This is a genomic window from Nocardia brasiliensis, from assembly GCF_011801125.1.
Classification (GTDB): domain Bacteria; phylum Actinomycetota; class Actinomycetes; order Mycobacteriales; family Mycobacteriaceae; genus Nocardia; species Nocardia brasiliensis_C.
In genome coordinates, this window is sequence record NZ_CP046171.1 from 7,014,604 (window position 1) to 7,039,429 (window position 24,826).

5 protein-coding genes (1 of these 5 cut by a window edge) are annotated in these 24,826 nt (G+C 70.2%); all 5 read right to left on the reverse strand.

Annotated features, from left to right (window positions below; genetic code table 11):
• Positions 1–21,256, reverse strand: the beginning of a protein-coding gene (locus F5X71_RS32040) for a non-ribosomal peptide synthase/polyketide synthase (RefSeq protein ID WP_167465349.1). The gene continues 22,508 nt to the left of window position 1, outside the view; 21,256 of the gene's 43,764 nt are visible here — the first part of the coding sequence; the start codon lies at positions 21,254–21,256; its stop codon lies off the left edge, out of view.
• A gap of 376 nt (positions 21,257–21,632) precedes the next feature.
• A complete protein-coding gene (gene cobM, locus F5X71_RS32045) occupies positions 21,633–22,382 on the reverse strand; it encodes a precorrin-4 C(11)-methyltransferase (protein ID WP_167465350.1) in 750 nt (249 codons plus the stop codon).
• Positions 22,383–22,433: 51 nt separating this feature from the next.
• Positions 22,434–22,859, reverse strand: a complete 426-nt coding sequence (locus F5X71_RS32050; RefSeq protein ID WP_167465351.1) for a PPOX class F420-dependent oxidoreductase — start codon at positions 22,857–22,859, stop codon at positions 22,434–22,436.
• Between the two features lie 84 nt (positions 22,860–22,943).
• On the reverse strand, positions 22,944–23,561 hold the full coding sequence (locus F5X71_RS32055) for a LuxR C-terminal-related transcriptional regulator (RefSeq protein ID WP_167465352.1): 618 nt from the start codon (positions 23,559–23,561) through the stop codon (positions 22,944–22,946).
• Entirely contained in the window at positions 23,558–24,745 is a 1,188-nt protein-coding gene (locus F5X71_RS32060; RefSeq protein ID WP_167465353.1) for a sensor histidine kinase, read from the reverse strand. Before F5X71_RS32060 ends, F5X71_RS32055 begins: the two co-directional genes overlap by 4 nt.
• Positions 24,746–24,826: the final 81 nt, after the last annotated feature.

Consider the following 24,826-nt stretch of genomic DNA (forward strand, 5'->3'; position numbering starts at 1 on the left):
TCAGCGGCGGCTCGGTCAGGTCGAAGCGCTCGGTCCGGTCCGCGGCGATGATGTCGGCGCCGGTGCCCGATTCGATCCGATCGTGCTCGGCCCAGGCAACCCGCACGCTGTCGAGCACCACCTGCACCGGGCTGCCGTCGCGATCGGTGACGAACGCGGTGCGCAGGTTCTCGTAGCGATCCACCAGAGCCTGTGCGGCCGAACGCAACCGGGCCGCGTCCACCCGGCCGGTGAGTGTGAGCACCGCCTGCGCGGTGTAGACGTCCACCGAGCTGGCCGCGAGCCTGGCGTGGAACAGCAGTCCGGCCTGCAGCGCCGAGAGCGGCCAGATGTCGGCGAGGTTCGGGAACCGGCGCTCCCAGCCGTCGATATCGTCCTGGGTGCTGCGCACCAGCGCGAAGTCCGACGGGGTGTGCCCGCCCGCACCGGTCGAATTGGCATGCCGGGCAACCGCTTCGAGTGCGGTCGTCCACAGCTCACCGAACTCGCGCACGGCGGCGGCCTGCAACAGCGTCGACGGGTAGCCGATGTTCGCGGTCAGCTTGTCCCCGACCACGATCGCGTTGATGTCCAACGGCGCCATCGCGGGCATGTCCGCGTCGTAGGCGCCGCCGAGGGAGCCGAGTTCGGCGGCAGGCACCCAGCCGAAGCCACGCAGCGACTCGGGCACGTCGCCCTCCACGACCCGGCCCAGGTAGTTGAAGCTGACCTGACCCGGCAGCTCCGCGGGCAACGAGCTCGCGGTCTCGGGGTTCAGGTACCGCAGCAGGCCGTAACCGACGCCCTTGTCCGGCACCGCGAGCAACTGCTCCTTGACCGCCTTGACGGCCTGGCCGAGCGCGGGTCCACCGGCCAGCGCGGCATCGATGTCGATGCCGGACAGGTCGAACCGGACCGGGAAGATCGCGGTGAACCAGCCGACCGTGCGGGACAGGTCCGCGCCGGGGACGATGTCCTCTTCGCGGCCATGGCCCTCCAGGCGGATCAGCAGCGAGTCCTCGCCGCGGGTACCCGCCCTGCGGGCCCGCCACTTCGCGGTGGCCAGGGCCAGCGCGGTGAGCAGACCGTCGTTCACCCCGCCGTGGAACAGCGCGGGCACCTTGGTCAGCAGCGCCTTGGTGACCTCCGCGGACACCTCGACCCGCACCTTCTCGATGACACCTGCGGTGTCGATCGCCGGGTCCATCGGCCGTTCGGTCAGCAGCGGATCGGCGGCATCGACCACCGAACGCCAGTGCTCGAGCTCGGCGACACGCTCCCGGCTACGCGCCTCGCGTTCGAGCGCGTGCGCCCAGGCCCGCATGGAGGTGGCGGGCGCGACCAGTTCGGGCGTCTGCCCGGCGGTGCGCTGCCCCCAGGCAGCGACAAAGTCCGGCACCAGAATGCGCCACGAAACACCGTCTACGACAAGGTGATGCCCGACGACGATCAGTCGTCCGGCGCGCTCGCCGCTCGTCGGCTCCAGCCACACGAACCGGATCACCACGCCCGCGGCCGGATCCAGCCGGTCCAGCGACGCATCCAGTGCGGCCGAGGCGATTTCGAGCAGCGCAGCATCGTCGGCGGCCGCGTCGAAGGCGGTGTGGTCGATCAACGCGTCCACGTCGACCGTGCCGGGCGCCGCGGTCTCCACGATCCAGTCCGCGCCCGCGCGGCGCAGGCTCGCGCGCAGCATGTCGTGCCGATCGATGACCGCGGCCGCGGTCTCGGCGATGCCGGCGCGGTCGATGCCGACCGGCAGCTCCAGCGCGAGCGTCTGGTTGAACCGGCCGAACGAACCACGCCGCTCGGCCATGAACCGCACCACCGGCGTGAGCGGCATGGTGCCGACCCCGCCGCCGGGCAGCTCGGCCAGCACCACCGCCGCCGTCGCGGCGGTGTCGGCGGTCTCGGCGACCGCGGCCAGCCCGGCCACCGTGCGCTGCTCGAACACGTGCCGCGGCGTGAACACCACCCCGCGGGCCTTGGCCCGCGACACCAGCTGGATGGAGACGATGCTGTCGCCGCCGAGCGCGAAGAACGAATCGTCGACACCGACCCGCTCGACGCCGAGCACCTCGGCGAAGACCTCGGCGATGGTCTGCTCGACCGGCGTGCGCGGCGCGCGGAACACGACCTCGGTCGCGAACACGGGCTCGGGCAAGGCCTTTCGATCCAGTTTGCCGACCGGGGTCAGCGGCACCCGGTCGATCACCATGATCGACGACGGCACCATGTACGCGGGCAGGCGCTCCTCGACGTGCGCGGTCAGCGCCGCGACATCGATCGAACGACCCGATGCCGCAACGACATACGCCACCAGCGAGGTGGCGCCCGCGGCGTTCTTGTGGCCGAGGGTGACCGCGAAGTCGACCGAATCGTGCGCGGCCAGCGCCGCGTCGATCTCACCGAGCTCGATGCGGAAACCACGCACCTTGACCTGGAAGTCGGAGCGGCCGACGTATTCGACCTCCCCGGCGCGGGTCCAGCGGACCACGTCACCGGTCCGGTACATCCGCGCGCCCTCGACGTACGGGTTGGCCACGAACCGCTCCGCCGACAACCCGGCCCGCGCGTGGTAACCACGGGCGAGCTGGACGCCCGACAGATAGAGCTCACCCGCGACACCCACCGGAACGGGCCTGAGCTGGGCGTCCAGGATCAGCGACTGCATACCGCGGGTCGGGCCACCGATGGTGACCCGGTCGCCCGGGGTCAGCGCGTCGCTGATGTTGGTCATGATCGTGGTCTCGGTCGGACCGTAGCCGTTGTGGAAACGACGTCCGGAACCGTCGGCCGCGCCGCCCCACTTGGTGACCAGATCGGCGGGCACCGCCTCGCCGCCCGCCACGATCACCCGCATCTGCGCCAGCGCCGCCGGGTCGAGCGAGGCGAGCACCGACGGGGTGATGAACGCGTGCGTGACCCGCTCGGCGCGGATCAGCTCCGAGAGCTCCTCGCCGCCGTACACACCCGGCGGGCAGACCACGAGCGCGCCGCCGCGACCGATCGCGAGCAGGAACTCGAGGATCGAGGCGTCGAAGCTCGTCGACGCGAAATGCAATGCGCGCGTATCGGAGTCGACCGCATAGCGCGCGTTCTGCTCGTCGCGGAAGTTGGCGAGACCGGCGTGGGTGACCACGACGCCCTTGGGCACACCGGTGGAACCGGAGGTGTAGATGACATAGGCCGGATGCGCCGGGCTGATCGGGCGCACCCGATCGGCGTCGGTGATCGTCGCCGCGTCGACCGCGCTGAGATCGAGTTCGTCGAGCACCAGCCATTCGACCGAGTCGGGCAGCTCGGCCCGCACCGAGGAGACGGTCAGGCCGACCGGGGAACCCGAATCGGTGACCATGTGCGCGATGCGGTCCGCCGGGTAGGTCGGGTCGATCGGCACGAACGCGGCGCCGGACTTGGCCACCGCCCATTCGGCGAAGTAGGAGTCGTCCGAGCGCGGCACCGCGACGGCGACCAGGTCCTCGGTGCCGAGGCCACGCTCGATCAGCAAGCGCGCCAGGCGGTTCGAGCGCTCGTCCAGCTCACCGTAGGAGGTGCTGCGGCCCTGGAACACGACCGCGGGAGCGGCCGGGTCGATGGCCGCCGCCTCGGCGATCAGGTCGGGCAGCGTCCGCGCCGGGGTGGCTTGCGGCCCGAAGCGAGCCGTCAGCTCGGCCCGTTCCGCCGGGTCGAGCACATCGATGGCGCCGACCGCGATCGACGGGTCGGCGGCGATGGCCTCCAGCACCCGCTGCCAGCGCTGCGCGATCTCGGCCACGGTCGACTCGTCGAACAGGTCGGTGGCGTAGGTGAGCGCCAAAGCCATGCCCGCCGAACCGGATTCACCGATCTCGGACAGGGTGAACTGCAGATCGAAGCGCGCCACGCTCTCTTCGAGATCGAGCGCGGAGACCGAAAGGCCCGGCAGTTCCAGCGAGGTGCGGTCCAGGTTCTGGAACGCGAGCATCACCTGGAACAGCGGATTGCGTGCCTGCGACCGCTCCGGCGCGAGCAGCTCGACGAGCCGCTCGAACGGCACGTCGGCATTGCCGTACGCGTCCAGGTCGGTGCGGCGCACCCGATCCACCAGCTCGTTGAACGAGGCGCTCGCGTCGACACCGGTCCGCAGCACCAGGGTGTTGACGAACATGCCGACCAGGTCGTCGAGCGCCTGCTCGCCGCGACCGGCGATCGGGGTGCCGACGGCGATGTCGTCGGTGCCCGACAGCCGCGACAGCAGCACCGCCAGCGCGCTGTGCATCACCATGAACAGCGACGCACCGCGGCGGCGCGCGATGTCTTCGAGCGCGCCGACCAATTCGGCGGGCAGCTCACGGTGCAGCGTCGCGCCGCGCATCGAGGCGATCGCGGGCCGCGGGCGGTCCGCGGGCAGGGTGAGCTCGTCCGGCACGCCGTCGAGCGCGCGCTGCCAGTGCGCTACCTGACGCGACAGCAGCGATTCCGGATCGTCCTCGCTGCCGAGCACCTCACGCTGCCAGACGGCGAAGTCGGCGTACTGCACCGCAAGCGGCGCCCAGCCGGGCGCGCTGCCCTGCGTGCGCGCCGAGTAGGCGACCATCACGTCCCGGGTCAGCGGGCCGATCGAGAAACCGTCGGCCGCGATGTGATGCACGACCACGACGAGCACGTGCTCGTCGGGGCCCGCCTGATACAGCCGGGTACGCAGCGGAACCTGTTCGGCCACATCGAATCCGGTGGTCACGAACTCGGTCACCACGGCGGTCAGCTCGGCCGGATCCACCGGCACCGCACGCAGGTCGAGCGCGATGTCCTCGGCGGGCACGATCACCTGCACCGGGGTGCCGCCGTGCTCCGGGTAGCGGGTGCGCAGCGACTCGTGCCTGCGCACCACGTCGGCCACCGCGAGCCGCAGCGCGGCCACGTCCAGCGCGCCGGTCAACCGGATGGCGACCGGCAGGTTGTAGGCCGCCGAAGCGGTGTCGTACTTGTTCAGGAACCACATGCGCTGCTGCGCGAACGACAGCGGCACCAGTTCGTCGGCGGAGCGGGGCCGCGCCACCAGACGCGCCCGCGCGGCGCCGTCGGCGTGCGATTCCACCCGGGCCGCAAGGGCTTCCACGGTGGGCGCCTCGAACAGCGCGCGCACCTCGACGGTGGTGCCGAGCGCGGCGCCGATGCGGGAGACGACCCTGGTCGCGATGAGCGAGTTGCCGCCGAGGTCGAAGAAGTCGTCGTCGACGCCGACCCGCGGCAGGTCGAGCACCTCGGCGAACACCGAGGCAACGGCCTCCTGCACCGGGGTCACCGGCGCACGGAAGGCCCTGGCCTGCACCGCGGGCGCGGGCAGGGCACGTCGATCGAGCTTTCCGTTGACCGTCAACGGAATCCACTCGAGCCGGACCATCGCCGAGGGCACCATGTAGGACGGCAGCCGCTCGGCGGCGCCGTCGCGCACCTGGTCGAGCTGCGGCACGGCGTCGGGCTCGGCGACCACGTAGGCCACGATCCGCTGATCGCCCGGCTGATCCTCGCGCACGATGACCGCCGCCTGCGCGATGCCCGGCTGAGCCAGGATCGCGGATTCGATCTCGCCGAGCTCGATCCGGAAGCCGCGGACCTTCACCTGGTCGTCGGCGCGGCCCAGGTATTCGAGCTCGCCGAAACGGTTCCAGCGCGCGAGGTCACCGGAGCGGTACAGGCGCGAGCCCGCCGCGTCGGCGCCCGCCAGCGGGTTCGCCACGAAGCGGGTCGCGCTCAGGTCGGGACGTCCCAGGTAGCCACGGGCCAATTGCGGTCCCGCCACATACATTTCGCCCGCGACACCGACCGGCACCGGCCGCAGCCGGTTGTCGAGCACGTACACCCGCAGACCGGCGATGGCCCGCCCGACCACGCTGCCGGAGGCGGCCGCGATGGTCGCGGCGTCCAGCGCGCGATAGGACACGTGCACCGTGGTCTCGGTGATGCCGTACATGTTGATCAGCAGCGGGCCGTCCGCGGGCGAGCTCACCGAGCGGCCGTCGGGACCTGCACCGTGGCGGGCCACCCAGTCGGCGAGCCTGCGCAGCTCCAGCGCCTCGCCGCCGAACACCACGTAACGCAGCGACAGCGGCGCCGCGTCCGGCGCGGCGTTGCGATCCGCCTCGGCCAGTTGGTAGAACGCCGACGGCGTCTGGTTGAGCACCGTGACCCGTTCCGCGCGCAGCAGTTCCAGGAACTGCTCGGGCGAACGCGAGGTGTAGTAGTCGACGACCACGAGCGTGCCGCCGAACAGCAGCGGACCCCACAGCTCCCACACCGAGAAGTCGAAGGCGTAGGAGTGGAACAGCGTCCACACGTCGTCGGGGCCGAAGCCGAAGTCACGATCGGTATTGGCGAACAGCCGCACCACATTTCGATGCGCGACCGCCACGCCCTTGGGCCTGCCGGTCGAGCCCGAGGTGTAGATGACGTAGGCGACGTGATCGGGCGAGAGTGCGGCGTTGCGATCGGCGTCGGTGATCGGCGCGTCGTCGGCGTCCTCGACATTGCCGGTCTCCACGGCGAACCCGTCGAGCACCACGCTCGGCAGGTGCTCGGGCACGGTCACCGGCACCGTCGAATCCAGGATCACGCTCGTCGGCCGCGAATCCTCGAGCACGTAGGCGATGCGCTCGGCCGGGTAGGTCGGGTCGACCGGCACGTAGCCCGCGCCGGTCTTCACCACCGCGACCAGCGCGACGACCAGATCGAGCGAACGCGGCAGGATCACCGCGACCAGCGATTCCGGTCCGGCGCCGTCGGCGATCAGCCTGCGCGCCAGCACATTCGCGCGTCGGTCGAGCTCGGCGTAGGTGAGTGTCTCGACACCGAAACGGGCCGCCGTGCGGTTCGGGTGCGCGGCGACCGCCGCGTCGAACACGGTGACCAGGGTGGTGCCCGGCGCACCGAACAGGCTGCCGTCGGAGCCGGAGCAGACCCAGCGCTGGGAGACGTCGAGGCGCTCGGCCTCACCGAGCAGATCGATGTCGCCCACGGCGATCTCGGGGTCCTCGGCGACCGCGTGCAGCACCCGCACCAGCCGATCGGCGAACGCGGCGACGGTCTCGGGATCGAACAGTTCTGTGGCGTAGTTCCACGACATGGCCAACGCGCCGTCCGCGGTCTCGCCGACGGTCAGCTGCACATCGAACTTCGCTGTGCCCGGGTCGAATTCGACTACGTCGAGATCGAGGTCCGGCAGCGCGACGGTGCCCATGTCGGCCGCCGAGGCGGCCTCGAAGGTCAGCGCCACCTGGAACAGCGGATGATGCGCCTGTGATCGGGTCGGGCTGATCACGTCGACCAGTCGCTCGAACGGCACGTCGGCGTTGGCGAACGCGGCCAGGTCGGTGCGGCGCACCTGCTCGAGCAGCTCGCTGAACGGCGCGGCCGGATCGACCGCGCTGCGCAGCACCAGGGTGTTGACGAACATGCCGACCAGCTCGTCGAGCGCGCGCTCGCCCCGACCCGCGATCGGCGTGCCGATCGCGATATCACTGCTGTTGGACAGCCTGCCCGCCCACGCGGCCAGCGCGGCGTGCACCACCATGAACAGCGTGACCCCGCGCTTGCGGGCCAGCTCGGCCAGTGCCGCGTGCAGCTCGGCGTCGACCGAGAAGCTGTGCGTGGCACCGGCATTGGAGGCGATCTCCGGACGCGGGCGGTCGGCGGGCAGCTCCAGCTGATCGGGCAGGTCACGCAGCTGCTCGACCCAGTAGGCGATCTGCTCGGCCGCCACCGATTCCGGGTCGCTCTCCGCGCCGAGCACCCCGCGCTGCCAGAGCGCGTAGTCGGCGTACTGGACCTCGAGCGGCGCCCAGGCCGGCGTTTCGCCCCGGGTGCGCTCGCTGTAGGCGAGCACCACGTCACGCAGCAGCGGCCGCAGCGAGAAACCGTCGGCGCTGATGTGGTGCATGACCAGCACCACGACGTGATCGCGCTCGTCCAGGCCGAGCAGGGCGGCGCGGAAGGAGATCTCGCGGGTCACGTCGAAGTGCGCGCTCGCCAGTTCGACGATGCGCGCGGGCAGTTGCTCGGCGGTCACCGGCTCCGGTGTCACCGTGAACGAGACCTCCGAGACCGGCAGGATCTGTTGGTAGCCGGTGCCTTCCAGCTCCGGATACACGGTGCGCAGGGACTCGTGCCTGGCCAGCACGTCGCCGATGGCGGCGTTGAGCGCGTCCAGGTCCAGCGCGCCGGTGAGCCGGATGGCCACCGGGATGTTGTTGACCGCGGTGCGGTTGTCGAATCGGTTGAGGAACCACATCCGCTGCTGCGCCAGCGACAGCGGCACCAGATCGGTCCGCTCCTGCGGCACCAGCGGCGCCCGGCCGCCCTGTCCCGCGGCCGATTCCACGCGCGCGGCGAGCGCGGCGACCTGCGAGGCCTCGAACAGCACACGCACCGGGATCTGGGTGTCGAGCGCTTCGCCGAGGCGGGCGGCCACCTGGGTGGCGACCAGGGAGTTGCCGCCGAGTTCGAAGAAGTCGTCGTCCAGGCCGACCCGTTCGACGCCGAGCACCTCGGCGAAGGTGGTGGCGACGATCTCCTGCACCGGCGTCGCGGGGGCGCGGAACACGGTGGCTTCGAAGGTCGGTTCGGGCAGCGCCCTGCGGTCCAGCTTGCCCGACGGGTTCAGCGGGAACTCGTCTAGTTCCACGTAGGCCGAGGGCACCATGTACGCGGGCAACTGCTGGCCGAGGGCGGCCTTGATCTCGTTCACCTCGACCGCGCGGTCCGGGTCGGCGACGAGGTAGGCGACCAGCTGATCGCCGGTGCGCTCGTCGGTGCGCACCAGCACCACCGCCTGCGCGACCGATTCCAGTGCCGTGAGCGCGTTCTCGATCTCGCCGAGCTCGATACGCAGACCACGCAACTTCACCTGGAAGTCGGTGCGGCCCAAGTACTCCAGTTCACCATCGGCGGTCCAGGAGACCAGGTCACCGGTGCGGTACATGCGCTCGGCGGTGCCGAACGGGTTCGCGACGAACCGCTCGGTGGTCAGGTCGGGGCGGGCCACGTAGCCGTGCGCCAGCTGCGCACCGGCCAGATACAGCTCGCCCGGCACACCGACCGGCACCGGCCGCAGGCGTGAATCCAGCACGTAGACCTGAGTGTTGAACACCGGCGCACCGATCGGCACCGAGCTGGTGTCGGCCTCGGTCACCTCATGGAAGGTGACATCGACCGCGGCCTCGGTCGGACCGTACAGGTTGTGCAACCGGGCACCGGTGAGCGCGAGCAGCCGCTGCGCGGTCACCGCGGGCAGTGCCTCACCGGAGGCGAAAACATTACGCAGACTGACGCATTCGCCCGCACGCTCCTCGGCGACGAACACGGAGAGCATCGACGGCACGAAGTGCACCGTGGTGACCCGCTCGGCGATGATCAGGCGGGCCAGATAAGCCGGATCGCGGTGACCGTCCGGCTTGGCGATCACCAGGCGCGCGCCGACCTGCAAGGGCCAGAAGAACTCCCACACCGACACGTCGAAGGTGGCCGGTGTCTTCTGCAAGACCACGTCATAGGCGGCGAGGCCGTATTCGGCGTGCATCCAGACCAGGCGGTTGACGATGGCCGCGTGCGAGACGGCGACGCCCTTCGGGCGACCGGTCGAGCCGGAGGTGAAGATCACGTAGGCGGTGTTGGCCGGGCGCAGCGGCTTGTGCCGGTCCGCGTCGGTCAGCGGCGTGTCCGAGAACTCCGACAGGTCGAGCTGATCGATGCGCACCTGCCGTGACGCCGTGGTCGCCAGGTCGGTGCCGGAGGTCAGCACGCACACCGGGCGCGCGGTCTCCAGGATGTAGTCGGTGCGCTCGGCCGGATGATCCGGATCGAGCGGCACATACGCACCGCCCGCCGCGTTCACCGCGTACATGCCGACCACGAGATCGATGGACCGGCGCATGCCAAGGGCCACATACGATTCCGGGCCGACGCCGTTCTGCTTGAGCCAGCGCGCCAACCGATGCACTCGGGCGGCGAACTCGGCGTAGGAAAGACTTGTCCCCTCGAAGGTGACCGCGTCTGCCTCGGGCGAGCGCGCGACCTGGGCTTCGAACAGCGAGACCAGCGTCGCGGCGGCATCGCCGACCGGCGAGGTCAGCGCCGCGTCCACCGGGAATCCGGTGTCGTTCCACCGCTGCACCACCAGCGTGCGCTCGGCCGCGTCGAGCAGCTCGATATCGCCCACCGCCGCGGTGGGCTCGGCCGCGACGCCACCGAGCACGCGCAGGAACCGCTCGGCGAAGGTGCTGGCGAACGCACCGTCGAAAAGGTCGGTGGCATAGAGGAGTTCGGCGTCCATCGCCGCCTCGGTGCCCGGCACCTCGCTCAGCGTCAGCTGCAGGTCGAACTTCGCGGTCGGCTGGTCGATGCCCAGCTCGGACACGGTCAGACCGGGCAGCTCCAACGACGCGCGCCCGAGGTTCTGGAACGACAGCATCACCTGGAACAGCGGATGGCGGGCCTGCGAACGCGCCGGGTTGAGCACCTCGACCAGCCGCTCGAACGGCACGTCGGCATGCGCGAAGGCCTGCAGGTCGCGCTCGCGCACCTGCGCGAGCAGCTCGGCGAAGGGCGCGTCGGTGTCCACCTGCGCGCGCAGCACCAGGGTGTTGACGAACATGCCGACCAGGTCGTCGAGCGCCTGCTCGCCACGACCGGCCACCGGGATGCCGATGGCGATGTCCGCGGAGCCGGACAGGCGCGCCAGCAGCGCCGCGAACGCGCTGTGCACCACCATGAACAACGTGGTGCCGTGCTCGTGCGCGACCCGGTTCAGCTCGTCGATCACCGTGGCGGGCACCCGGAAACGGTGCGTCCCGGCCTGATACGACGCGACCGGCGGACGCGGGCGACCGGCCAGGCGCAGTTCGTCAGGCAGCCCCGCCAGCGCGCCGCGCCAGTAGTCGAGCTGCTCGGAGATCAGCGAGGTCGGGTCGTCCTCGGAACCGAGCGTTTCCCGTTGCCACAGCGCGAAATCCACGTACTGCACCGCCAGCGGCGGCCAGCCCGGCTCGGCTGCCGAGGTGCGCGCCACATAGGCGGTCATCAGGTCGCGCACCAGCGGCCGCATCGAGAAGCCGTCCGCGGCAATGTGATGCACCACCACGACGAGCACGTAGTCCGCCGTGCTCGCGCCCTGCTCGCCGCGCTCCTGGGTGCCCGAGGCGAGCTGGTAGGCGCGCAGCCGCACCGGCGGCTCGGTGGTCACGTCGAAGCCGCGCTCGACGAATTCGTACATGGCGCCGAGCAATTGGCCCTCGGCGACCGGGAAGACCTCGAGGTCCGGGATCGCCCGCGTCGCGGGCAGCACCCGCTGATAGGCGACACCGTCCTGGGACGGGTAGATGGTGCGCAACGACTCGTGCCGCGCGACCACATCGGCGACCGCACCGCGCAACGCGTCCAGATCCAGCGCACCCTCGAGCCGCACCGCGGCCGGAATATTGTTCGCGGCCGAATCCGCGTCGAAGCGGTTGAGGAACCACATCCGCTGCTGAGCCAGCGACAGCGGCGGGAACTCCGGACGCACCTGAGCCGTCAGCGCCTGGCGCGCCCCGCTGCCCGCCCGCGACTCCACCCGCGCGGCCAGCGCCGCGACGGTCGGCGCCTCGAACAGCGCGCGCACCCCGACCTCGGTGTTCAGCGCCGCGCTCAGCCGCGCCACGACCTGCGTGGCCACCAGCGAGTTGCCGCCCAGCTCGAAGAAGTCGTCGTCCACACCGACCCGCGCCAGCCCGAGCAGCTCAGCGAAGACCTCCGCCACGATCTCCTCGATCGGGGTCGCGGGCGCACGGAATCGCTTGGCCTCGAACACCGGAGCAGGCAGCAGCTTGCGATCGAGCTTGCCGCTGGCGTTCACCGGGAACGCGTCGAGCACCACGATCGCCGCCGGAATCATGTAACCGGGCAGCAGCCCGCTCAGCGCGGACTTGATCGCGTCGGTGTCGAGCACCGTATCCGCTTCGGCGACAACGTAACCCACCAGCTGGTCGCCCGCGTGCGCGTCGGCGCGCACCACCACGACCGACTGCGCCACACCGGGCTGGGCCAGCAGCGCGGCCTCGATGTCGCCGAGCTCGATGCGCAGACCGCGCAGCTTGACCTGGAAGTCGGTGCGGCCCAGGTATTCCAGCTCACCATAGGCGGGCCCACCCGTCGCCCGGCCACCACCATCCACGGAATCGCCACGCGATGCAATAGCCCATCGGACCAAGTCACCGGTGCGGTACATCCGCGCGCCCGCGCCGCCGTAGGGGTTGGCGACGAACCGGTCCGAGGTCAGATCGGGACGGCCGAGGTAGCCCACCGCGAGCTGATCGCCCGCGAGATAGAGCTCACCCGCGACACCCGGTGCGACGGGGTGCAACCGGGCGTCGAGCACGAACACCCGGGTGTTCCACACCGGGCGACCGATCGGGACCGACACCGTATCCGCTTGCGTCACTTCGTGATACGTGACATCGACGGCGGCCTCGGTCGGGCCGTAGAGGTTGTGCAGGCGCGCGCCGGTCAGCTCGCGCAGCCGCGCGGCGGTCGGCGCGGGCAGCGCCTCACCGGAGGCGAACACCTGCCGCAGCCGCGAGGACGGGTAACCGTCCGCGTCGCCGCTCTCGTTGCCGAGGGTGGAGACGAACACCGACAGCATCGATGGCACGAAGTGCACCGTGGTGATGCCCTGCTCGGCGATGATCTGCGCCAGGTATACCGGGTCGCGGTGCCCGTCGGGCTTCGCGACGACCAGCCGGGCGCCGGTCTGCAAGGGCCAGAAGAACTCCCACACCGACACGTCGAAGGTGGCGGGGGTCTTCTGCAGCACCGCGTCGTCGGGGCCGATCGGGTACTCGTGCTGCATCCACAGCAGCCGGTTGACGATCGCGGCATGGCTGACCGCCACGCCCTTCGGCCGGCCGGTCGAACCCGAGGTGAAGATGACGTAGGCGGTATTCGACGGGCGCAGCGCCCTGGTGCGCTCGGCGTCGGTGATCGGCGCGCCGCTGGAGGCGGCCATGCCCGGCACGCCCTCGATGCCCTCGATCGCGATGACCGGGACCTCGCGCTGCAGATCGATGCCGAACCCGTCGGCCGAGCGGTAGAGGATCATCCGCGGCTGCGCGGTGTCGACGATGTGGTTGATCCGGTCGGCGGGCTGATCCGGATCGAGCGGCACGTACGCCGCACCCGTCTGCAGTACCGCGTACATCGCGACGACCAGCTCGTTGGAACGGCGGATCGACAGTGCGACAAGCGATTCCGGTCCGACACCGGCCTTGATCAGCTGCCGCGCGATGCGGTTGGCCCGCACCTGCAACTCACGGTAGGTGAGGCGTTGCTCGTCGAAGACCAGCGCCACCGCGTCCGGCGTCGCCGCAACCTGCGCGTCGAACAGCGAGACCAGCGTCTCGGCCGGCACCTGCCGGGCGTTGTCGTTCCAATCGACGAGCACCTGCGCGTGCTCCTCGGGCGCGAGCAGGTCGATGTCGCCGATCGGGACGCTCGGGTCCGCGGTGACCGCGGCGAGCACCCGGTCCAGTCGCCGCGCGAACGCGGCCACCGTGTCCTCGTCGAAAAGATCTAGGGCATAGGAGAATTCGGCCGACATACCGGCGGCCTCGCCGAGCTCGTTCTGGGTCTCCTGCAGGGTCAGCTGCAGGTCGAACTTGGCAAGGCGGGCGTCGTAGTCGACGCCGTTCACCGACAGTCCGGGCAGCTCCAGGCTGGCCTGACGGGTGTTCTGGAAGGTCAGCATCACCTGGAACAGCGGGTGGCGCGACTGCGAACGGGCCGGGTTGAGCACCTCGACCAGCCGCTCGAACGGCACGTCGGCGTGCGCGAAGGCGTGCAGGTCGGTCTCCCGGGCGTGCGCGAGCAGGTCCGCGAAGCTCGCCGCGCCGTCCACCTGGGTGCGCAGCACGAGCGTATTGACGAACATGCCGATCAGGTCGTCGAGCGCGGCCTCACCACGACCGGCCACCGGGGTGCCGATCGCGATGTCCCCGGTGCCGCTCGCCCTGGCCAGCAACACCGCGAGCGCGCTGTGCATGACCATGAACAGCGACGCGTTGTGCCTGCGGCCCAAATCGACCAGTGCGCGCTGGGTCTCACCGGAGATCACGAACGGATAGGTGCCACCGCGATAGGAGGCGGCGGCCGGGCGCGGACGATCCGCGGGCAGCACCAGTTCGTCGGGCAGATCCGCGAGTTCGCGGGTCCAGTACCGGATCTGGTTGGCGATCAGCGAACTCGGGTCGTCCTCGGAACCGAGCACCTCCCGCTGCCAGAGCGCGTAGTCGGCGTACTGGACGGGCAGCGCCGACCAGGCCGGCGCCTCCCACGAGGTGCGCGCCGCGTAGGCCACCATGACGTCGCGGGCCAGCGGGCCCATCGACCAGCCGTCGGCGGAGATGTGGTGCACCACCATGCCGAGCACGTACTCGGTCTCGCTGATCTCGAAAAGCCTTGCGTGCAAAGGCACTTCGCTGGTCACATCGAAGGCCATCGAGGCCAGTTCGACCAGGTGGTCGATCAGGTTGTGCTCGGTCACCGGCACCGGCGTCAGGTCCGGCACGATCTGCGCCGCGTCCAGCACCACCTGCACCGGCCCGGTCTTGGTCTCCGGGAACACGGTGCGCAGCGACTCGTGCCGGTCGATCACGTCGATGACCGCGACCTGCAGCGCGGCCACATCGAGATCGCCGGAGAGCCGGATGGCGACCGGGATGTTGTTGACCGCCGACTCGGTGTCGAACCGGTTCAGGAACCACATCCGCTGCTGCGCCAGCGACAGCGGCACCTCCTCCGGGCGCACCCTGGCGACCAGCGCCTTGCGCGCGCCGTCGCCGGCGTGCGACTCCACCCTGGCCGCGAGCGCGGCGACGGTGGAGGCCTCGAACAGCATGCGCACCGGCACCCTGGTGTCGAGCGCGATGCCCAGGCGCGAGGCGACCTGGGTCGCGATCAGCGAGTTGCCGCCGAGCTCGAAGAAATCGTCGTCGACGCCGACCCGGTTGATGCCGAGCACCTCGCCGAAGATCTGCGCGACGATCTCCTCGATCGGGGTTGTCGGAGCACGGAATTCGCGCACCTCGAACACCGGGGCGGGCAGCGCCTTGCGGTCCAGCTTGCCGGAGGGGTTGAGCGGCAACGCTTCCAGCACCACGATCGCCGAGGGCACCATGTAGGCGGGCAGCGTGCGATGCAGGGCGTTCTTGATGTTGTCGATGTCGACCGGGCCCGCCGGCGCCACCACGTAGGCGACCAGCTGATCGCCCGCGACGGTGTCCATCACGAGCACGACCGCCTGGCCGACCGCGGGGTGGTCGAGCAGCGCGGCCTCGATCTCGCCGAGCTCGATGCGCTGGCCGCGGAACTTCACCTGGAAGTCGGTGCGGCCGATGTACTCCAGCACGCCGGCGCCGCCGACCTCGGGATCGCGCGGCTCGACCCAGCGCACCAGGTCACCGGTGCGGTAGAGCCGCGACCCGGGCGGACCGAACGGGTCAGCGACGAAACGCTCCGCGCTCAGGTCGGGGCGGCCGTGATAACCGCGCGCCACCTGGGCGCCACCGAGGTACAGCTCGCCGGGCACACCGACCGGCACCGGCGCCAAACCGTCGTCGAGCACATAGGTCTGGGCGTTCCACACCGGGCGCCCGATCGGCACCGTCACGGGCGCGACCTCGTTGAGATGCCACGCGGTGGCGTGCACGGTGAATTCGGTGGGGCCGTACAGGTTGTGCACGGCGGCCGTGGAGAACTGCCGGAACGCGGTGACCGTTGCCGGGGGCAGCGCCTCACCGGCCACCAGAACCGCGCGCAGCGAGGCACATTCGGCGGTCGAGGCGGCCCCGGCGAACACCGAGAGCATCGAGGGCACGAACGAGGTCATGGTGACCTGGTGCCTGCCGATGATCTCCGAGAGGTACATCGGATCGCGATGCCCGTCCGGCGCGGCGATGAGCATCCTGGCACCGACAGCGAGGGTGCCGAACAGCTCCCACACCGACACGTCGAAGGTGACCGGGGTCTTCTGCAGGATCACATCGGCGGGGCCGATGCGGTATTCGCCGGTGATCCAGGCGATCTGGTTGAGCACGCTGGCATGGCTGACCGCGACACCCTTGGGCCTGCCGGTGGAACCGGAGGTGTAGAGCACGTACGCGGCGTTGGTCGCGCGCAGCGGCGCACGGCGTTCCACGTCGGCGATCGGCGCGTCGCTGAACTCGCTCAGATCGAGCGCGTCCAGCGCCAGCACCGGGCAGTCCGCGGCGCGCACGTCGTCGGACAGGGTGGTCAGCACGCACACCGGCGCCGAATTGGCGAGCACGTATTCGGTGCGCTCGGCCGGATGATCCGGATCGATCGGCACGTAGCCGCCGCCCGCGGTCATGGTGGCGTAGATGGCGATCAGCATGTCCACCGAGCGGCGGATGCCGACCGCGACCAACGACTCCGGGCCGACGCCCTCGGCGATCAGCTTGCGCGCCAAGCGATTCACCCTGGCCGAGAACTCGGCATAGGAGAGCTCGACCTGCGGGCCGAACTCCCCCGCACTGCGGGTGCCGCCGTCGAACACGACGGCGATATCGTCCGGACGCAACCGCACCTGCTCGTGGAACAGATCGAGCACCGTGGCCGCGGGCAATTCGTGCGCGGTCCGGTTCCATTCGGTGAGCACGGTGGCGCGCTCGGCGTCGTCGAGGATCTCGATATCGCGCACCGCGGTGTCCGGCGCGGCGACCGCGGCCTCGAGCACGCGCAGGTAGCGGCGGCCGAACTCGGTGACCGTCGCGGCATCGAAAAGATCGGTGGCATAGGACACCACGGTCGCCATGCCCGCGGGTTCGCCGTTGGCGCCCCGCTCCTCGGTGACGGTCCACTGCAGATCGAACTTGGCGATGTCGACCTCGAGCTCGTCGGCGGTGACCGAGAGTCCGGGCAGTTCCAGCGTCGCGTGCGACATTTCCTGGAACGAGAGCATCACCTGGAACAGCGGGTGGCGCGCCTGCGAGCGGGTCGGGTTGAGCACCTCGACCAGTCGCTCGAACGGCACGTCCGCGAACGCGAACGCGGCCAGGTCGGTTTCGCGGGTGCGGCCGAGGAACTCGGTGAACGGCGCCGCGCCGTCGACCTCCGAGCGCAGCACCAGGGTGTTGACGAACATGCCGATCAGGTCGTCGAGCGCCTGCTCGCCACGCCCGGCGACGGGGGTACCGATCGCGATGTCGGTGGTGCCCGACAACCGGGCCAGCAGCACAGCCAGCGAGGCGTGCATGACCATGAACAGGCTGACGCCCTGCGCCCGCGCCAGCGCCGAAAGGCGCTGGTGCAGTTCGGCATCGATCTGGAACCCGACCCGGCCGCCGCGGAAACTCTGCACCGGCGGACGGGGACGGTCGGTCGGCAGATCCAGCTGATCCGGCAGACCGGCCAGCGCCCGGCGCCAGTACGCGATCTCGCGCGCGGCCATCGAGCCGGGATCGGACTCGGCGCCGAGCAGTTCGCGCTGCCAGACGCTGTAGTCCTGGTACTGCACCGGCAGCGGCGCCCAGCTCGGCGCCTGCCCGGCCGAACGCGCCAGGTAGGCCGCGGCGATATCGCGGGCAAGCGGCCCGAACGAGAAGCCGTCGGCGGCGATGTGGTGCACCACGAAGGCGACCGCGTAGTCCCCTGCGCCGTTGTCGTTGCCGCCGGTGACCGCGTACACCCGCACCCGGATCGGCAGCTCGCGCGCGACATCGAAGCCGGTTGCGGCGAATCCGGTGAGCGCGCCGTGCAATTCGGCCTCGTCGATCGGCTCGATCGCGATGCCGAGATCGACCTGGTCGACCGGAAGCACCTGCTGGTAGCCGCCGTCACCGGACTCGGGGAAGATCGTGCGCAGCGACTGCTGACGCTCGAGCACATCGGTCAGCGCGGCGTGCAGCGCGTCCAGATCGACCTGCCCGCGCAGCCGGACCACGAACGGCAGGTTGTAGGCGGGCACGGTCGAGTCGAACTGGTTGATGAACCACATCCGCTGCTGTGCCAGCGAGAGCGGAACCCGTTCTGGCAGTTGCTGCGCGACCAGGGGCGGTCGCGCGCCCTCGGCCGGGGAGGCGTTCTCCATGCGCAGCGCGATACCGGCCACGGTCGGGGTCTCGAACAGCGCCCGCACCCCGAGCTGGGTGCCGAACGCCGCACCGATGCGCGAGACGACCTGGGTCGCGACCAGCGAGTTACCGCCGAGGTCGAAGAAGTTGTCGGCGATGCCGACCCGGTCCTGGCTGAGCACGTCGGCGAAGATGCCCGCGACGATCTGCTCGGCCTGGGTGCGCGGCGCCCGGAACTCGGCGGCGTCGGCGCTGAACACCGGCTCCGGCAACGCTTTACGGTCCAGCTTGCCGCTGGTGTTGAGCGGGAAGGCGTCCAGCACCATGATCGAGGCGGGCACCATGTAGCTGGGCAGCTGCTCGCCCGCGAACCTGGTCAGCTCGACCGGATCGATCGAATGTCCCGGCGCGGGAACGACATAGGAGACCAGCTGCTGACCGGTGGCGGTGTCCATCACCAGCACGACGGCCTGGCTCACCGCGGGATGGGCGAGCAGGTCGGTCTCGATCTCGCCGAGCTCGATCCGCTGGCCGCGGAACTTGACCTGGAAGTCGGTGCGGCCGATGTATTCCAGCGTGCCCGCGTCGTTCCAGCGCACCAGGTCACCGGTGCGGTACATGCGCTCGCCGGTGGCCGAGAGCGGGTTGGCGACGAAGCGGTCCGCGGTCAGATCCGGGCGGCCGCGGTAGCCGCGCGCGAGCTGGCGCCCGCCCAGGTACAGCTCACCCGGCGCGCCGATGGCGGCCGGTCGCAGCCGCGAATCCAGCACGTAGACCGAGACATTCCACTCCGGGATGCCGATCGGCACGGTGACCGTGTCGGCGGCGGTCGCCTCCCAGTAGGTCACCGAGACCGCGGCCTCGGTCGGGCCGTACAGGTTGTGCAGGCCCGCGGCGGTGATCGCGCGGAAACCGGCGGCGGTCTCCGGCGGCAGCGCCTCACCGATCACGAAAACGGCGCGCAGCGTGGCACATTGGGCCGCGGTCGCGTGCGCGACGAAGACGGTGAGCATCGACGGCACGAAGTCGGTCACGGTGACGCCGTGCCGCTCGATCATGTCCGCGACGTACAGCGGATCCCGGTGCCCGTCCGGGCTGGCGATGACCAGCTTCGCACCGGCAAGCAGCGGCAGGAAGTAACCCCACAGCGAGACGTCGAAGGTGGTCGCGGTCTTCTGCAGGTACACGTCGTCCGCGCTCAAGCGGTACTCGTCGAGCATCCACAGCTGCTGGTTGACGATCGCGTGGTGGGTGACCGCGACGCCCTTGGGGCGCCCGGTCGAGCCCGAGGTGTAGATGACGTAGGCGGTGTTGTCCGGCCGCAGCGGGGCGATCCGGTCGGCGTCGGTGATCGGGTCGGCCGAGTATGCCGACACGTCGAGGGTGTCGATCGGCACCTGCCGCACCGACTCCGGTAATTCCAGCTCGTCGGCGGTCAGCGTGAGCACACAGACCGGTGCCGCGCTGTCGAGGATGTAGGCGGTGCGATCGGCCGGATGATCCGGATCGATCGGCACGTACGCGCCACCGGCCTTCAGCACCGCGTGCATGCCGACGACCAGCTCCAGCGAGCGGCGCATACCCAGCGCGACAAGCGATTCCGGGCCGACACCGTCGGCGATCAGGTAGCGCGCCAACCGGTTGACCCGCGCGTCGAACTCGGCGTAGGTCAGGGTCGCGCCCTCGAAGTCGAGCGCGATGTTGTCCGGCGTCAGCGGCATCTGCGCGTCGAGCAGCGCCGCCAGCGTGGTGTCGGGCACCTCCTGCTCGGAGTCGTTCCACTCGACGAGGGTCAACTGCCGCTCGTCGTCGCTGGTCGCCGCCAGCGTCCAGACCGCCGCGTCCGCGTCGGCGGCCAGGAAACGCTCGAAGAACTCCAGGAACCGCGAATGATGGCGGCTCGCCGCCTCTTCGGAGTACAGGTTCGGGTTGGTCTCGAAGTCGATGCGCGCCCGCGCGCCCGCCTCGGACTGATAGAAGTTGACGCCGAGATCCTCGATGCTGCCGGTCGAGAGCACACTCATGGTGCCGACCATCGAACCCATCGTGATCTGGTTCTGGAACAGCATGATGTTGACCCACGGACCGAAGAACTCCGTGGTCACCACACCGTCGCCGGCCGCGTCGCGGCGAATGTCCTCGTGCCGGTAGCGCTGATGACGCAGCGCACCCGACACCTCCACCGTCACCTGCTCGAGCAGGTCGGCGACCGTGGTCCGATGCCCGACGCGCAGACGCAGCGGCACGATGTTCGACGACACACCACCGGAACGCTTCATCGAGGCGGTGGTGCGCGCGGTCACCGGCAGGCTCAGAATGACGTCTTCGGTACCGGTGAGCTGGGCCATATACACCGCGAAGGCGGCGAGCAGCAGCCCGGCGGGCGACGAATCATGGCGCGCCACAGCCGCTTCCAGCAGCGCGCTCTGCTCGTCGGAGAGCAGGGTGCTCGCGATGCCGTTGATCGCCGCGGGCGGCGCGGAACGGCCGACCAGGCTGGTGCCCTCCTCCAGACCCGCGACCCGCTCGGCCCAGTACGCCTTGTCCGAGGCGAACCGAGAGCTCTCCCGATAGGCCATCTCCTGGTCGTAGAGCGTGCGCAGATCGGTGGTCTTGGCCGGGGCGATTTCGTCGCCGTTCAGCATCGCCGTGTAGACCTCGGCGATGCGGGTGACGTTGGTCATCGCGGCGAAGCCGTCGAGCGAGATGTGATGCGCGCGCAGATACCAGTACCAGTGATCGTCGGCCAGCTGGATACCGGCGATCCGCATCAGCCGGTCCTTGGTCAGGTCCAGCGGACGGCTGTACTCGGCGCGCATCCACGCCATCGCGGCGGCGGCGGGATCCTCCTCGCCGCGCACGTCGACGTAGTAGACCTTGTCGCTGTCGGGGATGGAGTGGTCGATGTACTGATACGGCTGCCCGTCCAACTCGACGATGCGCAGGAAGCCCGACCCCAGCTCGGTGGACGCGACGATGAGCGCCTCGCGCAACACCGCGAGATCCAACTCACCACGCAGATCGACGTACTGGGCGATATTGATCGGCACCTGCGGGTCGACATGCTGGGCGTACCAGATACCCAGCTGTGCAGGGGACAGCGGGAAGTAATCGGCCGAACCAGCTGCTGCCCGTTCGTTACCAGCTTCGCCGTTTCCGCCGAAATCCTGCCGGTCCAACCGTAACCTCGCTTCCGGAACACCACGCAAGCGCTCCCCGACGACACCCGGACAGGACGCACACCTATCCCAGCGTGGCGCCCGTGTCTCGGGGTTCAGTTCTCATATAAATCAGGCAAAAAAGCTCATTGGCACTATCTGTCGGCCAGGGTGACCTTGTTACATAGGCGCGACCGCGTCCTTTATCCAGCCACCGGCACTACCGGCAATCCCATCGCGAATCACCGATCCAATCTACCGTCGTCGCGCGCACCGAACCAACCAACCGCCATAGCGGAAGAACATGATCACAGGCAGTGCGGTTGTGTGCGATTCGAGCACCTCGTGTTGCGGTCCTCACATCCTGCGCGACACCGTCGGCGCGCACCGCGGCGGGTCACCCCTCGCGGATCCGCGCCGGGTCGTAGAGGTGCGATCGCGCGCACGACGACGTGGCCGAGAGCGCGCGACCGACCAAGATCACCGCGGCCTGCCGCAGCCCCGCCGCCTCGACCTGATCGGCGATGTCGGTGAGAGTGCCGCGCAGGATCAGCTGATCCGGTTGGCTGGCCCGGTAGACGACCGCGACCGGGCAGTCCGGGCCGTACGCGGCGACCAGGTCCGCGGCCAGCGCCCGCACCCGGGTGATGGCCAGGTGCAGCACGAGGGTGGCGCCGGTGGCGGCGAACCCGGACAGTGCCTCGGTGGCAGGCATCGCGGTCGAGCGCGCCTGGGTGCGGGTGAGCACCACCGACTGGACCAGCTCCGGGACGGTGAGCTCGGTGCCGAGCAGTGCCGCCGCGGCCGCGTAGGCGGGCACGCCGGGCGTGACGTCCCAGGCGATCCCGTGCGCGTCGAGCCTGCGGGTCTGCTCGGTCAGCGCCGAGTAGAGCGAGGGGTCACCCGAGCACAGCCGGGCCACGTCCTTGCCGGAATCGTTCGCGCGCACCAGATGTGCGGTGATCTGATCGATGTCCAGATGCTGGGTGTCGATCAGCTCCGCCTCGGGCGCGCAGTGTGCCAGCACCTCGGGGTCGAGATAGGTGCCCGCGTACAGGCACACCGGCGCGGCGCGCAGCAGGCCGACCGCGCGCACGGTGAGCAGGTCGGCCGCGCCCGGCCCGGCGCCGATGAAGTGCACGGTCATGCCGGTGAGTTTAGGCAGGTGGCCGCGCGCCCGAGCGGCGGTGTCGGCCGATCAGGCCGTGGCGTTGAAGTTGGCGATCACCTTGCTCGGCCGCAGCCGGACGACCAGTTCGCCGGGCACCCCATTGCGCTTGCCGAACTCCTCGGCCCGGTCCGCGCCCATGTAGCGACCGCCGATCTCGGTCGCGGTGCGCAGCAGTTCCCCGGGGTCCTCGGAGAGCGTGACGAACCCGCGCAGCTGCACCGAAGGGTACGGCGGCGCCTCCTCGTCGACGGTCACGGCGATCCGGCCGTCGCGCAGGAACGCCTTGCCCTTGGCGGTGCTCTTCCCGGTGTTGAACACCAGCTCGTCACCTTCGATGATGTACCAGACCGGCGTCACGCGGGGGCTGCCGTCGGCGGCGGTGAAGGCCACCTTGCCCGTCCGCGTGCCGTGCCGCAGGAACTCGCGCACCTCAGGATCGGAGAGTGATGCCATGCGCCAAGCCTATTGGTCGGCGCCGCCGCGCACCGCGCACGCCGACGGCATGTTGCGCATCGACCCGCCGCAGCGGTCCGTCGCTCAGATCGCGCCCTGCTCCCTGGCTCGAGCCACCGCCGAGGTCCTGGAGCGCACACCGAGCTTCGCGTAGATGTGCACCAGATGCGATTTGACGGTGGTCTCGCTCAGGAACAGCTCCTTGGCGATCTCCCGGTTGGACCGGCCGTCGGCGACCAGCCGCAGCACCTCGATCTCCCGCGGGCTGAGCGTGGTGTCGGCGCGACGCACCCTGGTCATGAGTTTCGAGGCGACGGCGGGCGAGAGCACGCTCTCCCCCGCGGCCGCCGCGCGCACCGCCGCGAGCAGCTCGCTCGGCGGCGTGTCCTTCAGGATGTAGCCGCAGGCGCCCGCCTCGATGGCGCCGAGGATGTCGGCGTCGGTGTCATAGTTGGTGACCACCAAGACATTCGGCGGCTGTGGGAGCGCGCGCAGTTCCGCGGTGGCGTCCGCGCCGGAACGGCCTTGACCGAAGCTCAAGTCCATCAGCACCAGGTCCACCGCGGTGGTCGCGCAGAACGCGACGGCGGCCTCGGCCGTTGGCACGTCACCGACGACGGTCAGCTCGTCGCCGCCGTCCAGCAGCGCGCGCAGGCCGGCGCGCACGATCGCGTGGTCGTCGGCCAGCAGCAGGCGAATCATCGTCCCTCCACCGAATCCGGTTCGGGCAGTACGGGTTCGAGCGGGAATGCGACGGTCACCGCCGTGTGCCCCGGCTCGGACTCCACCGCCATGGTGCCGCCCTGCTGTTCCACCCGCGAGCGCATCGCGGCCAGGCCGAACGAGCCGGAGGGCGGATGGGCGAGCACATCGGCGGCGATGCCGACGCCGTCGTCGACCACATCGAGCAGGACCTGCGCGTCGGAGTAGGTGAGCGTCAGGCGCATCCGGGCGGCGCGTGCGTGGCGCACCACGTTCGCGACCGCGCCCTGCGCGATCCGCACCAGCGCCGCCTCGATCGGCATCGGCAGGCGCTCCGGGGTGCCCTCCACCACCAGCCGGGTGGCCAGGCTCGGCGACGCGGCGCGCGCGCAGATCCGCTCCAGCGCCTGGGCCAGCGACTGCCCCTCCAGCGCGGCGGGCGCCAATTCGGCGATCAGCCTGCGGGTTTCGGCAAGGTTCTCGGCCGCGGTCGAGCGCGCCATTCTGATCTGTCGCAGCGCGGGATGTTCCGGCGCCGCTTGCTCGGCGGCGTGCAACAGCAGCTGAATGCTGCTTAGCCCCTGCGCGACCGTGTCGTGGATTTCCTTGGCCAGCCGCTCCCGCTCGGCCAGCTTGCCCGCCGTGCGCTCTTGCTCCGCGAGAGTGGCTCGGGTACTGAGCAATTCGTCGATCAGTCGCTGCCGTTGCGCCGATTCGCGGAACAGCGCCTGATAGCCGAGGCCGATGCCGACCGCCACCGCCGCGCCGAAGACCGGGCCGATCACACCGGCCACCGACCAGCCGCGGTGTGCCCCGAAGCCGAGCACCGCGACGCCGGTCGCGGCCGCGACGACCGCCAGATTCCACGGCCGCGGCAGCAGATGCAGGTAGAGGAAGAACAACCCGAAGGCGAGATAGCCCGCGTCGGGGGCGAGCACGACCAGGCCGAGCCACCAGAGCGTGAGCGCCACCAGCCACAGCCGAGTGCCGCCCCGGCGTCCGACCAACACCGATCCCGCGAAATAGGTGAGCAGGAACAGCGCGGTCAGCGCCACCACGGGCACGGGGTGCGGCGCGCCCGGCAGCAGCGCGCGCACCGCGATCACCACCGCCAGCGCCGTCATCAGCACGTGCAGCCCATACCGCAGCGCGGTGAAGACCGGGGTGAGCGGTGACGAGTGCACCCTGCCAGCTTATGTGCGGCTACCTCGGCGGCATCCATCGAAAGGTGTAAAACGGCACCCACCGTTCGATCGGGCGCGGTT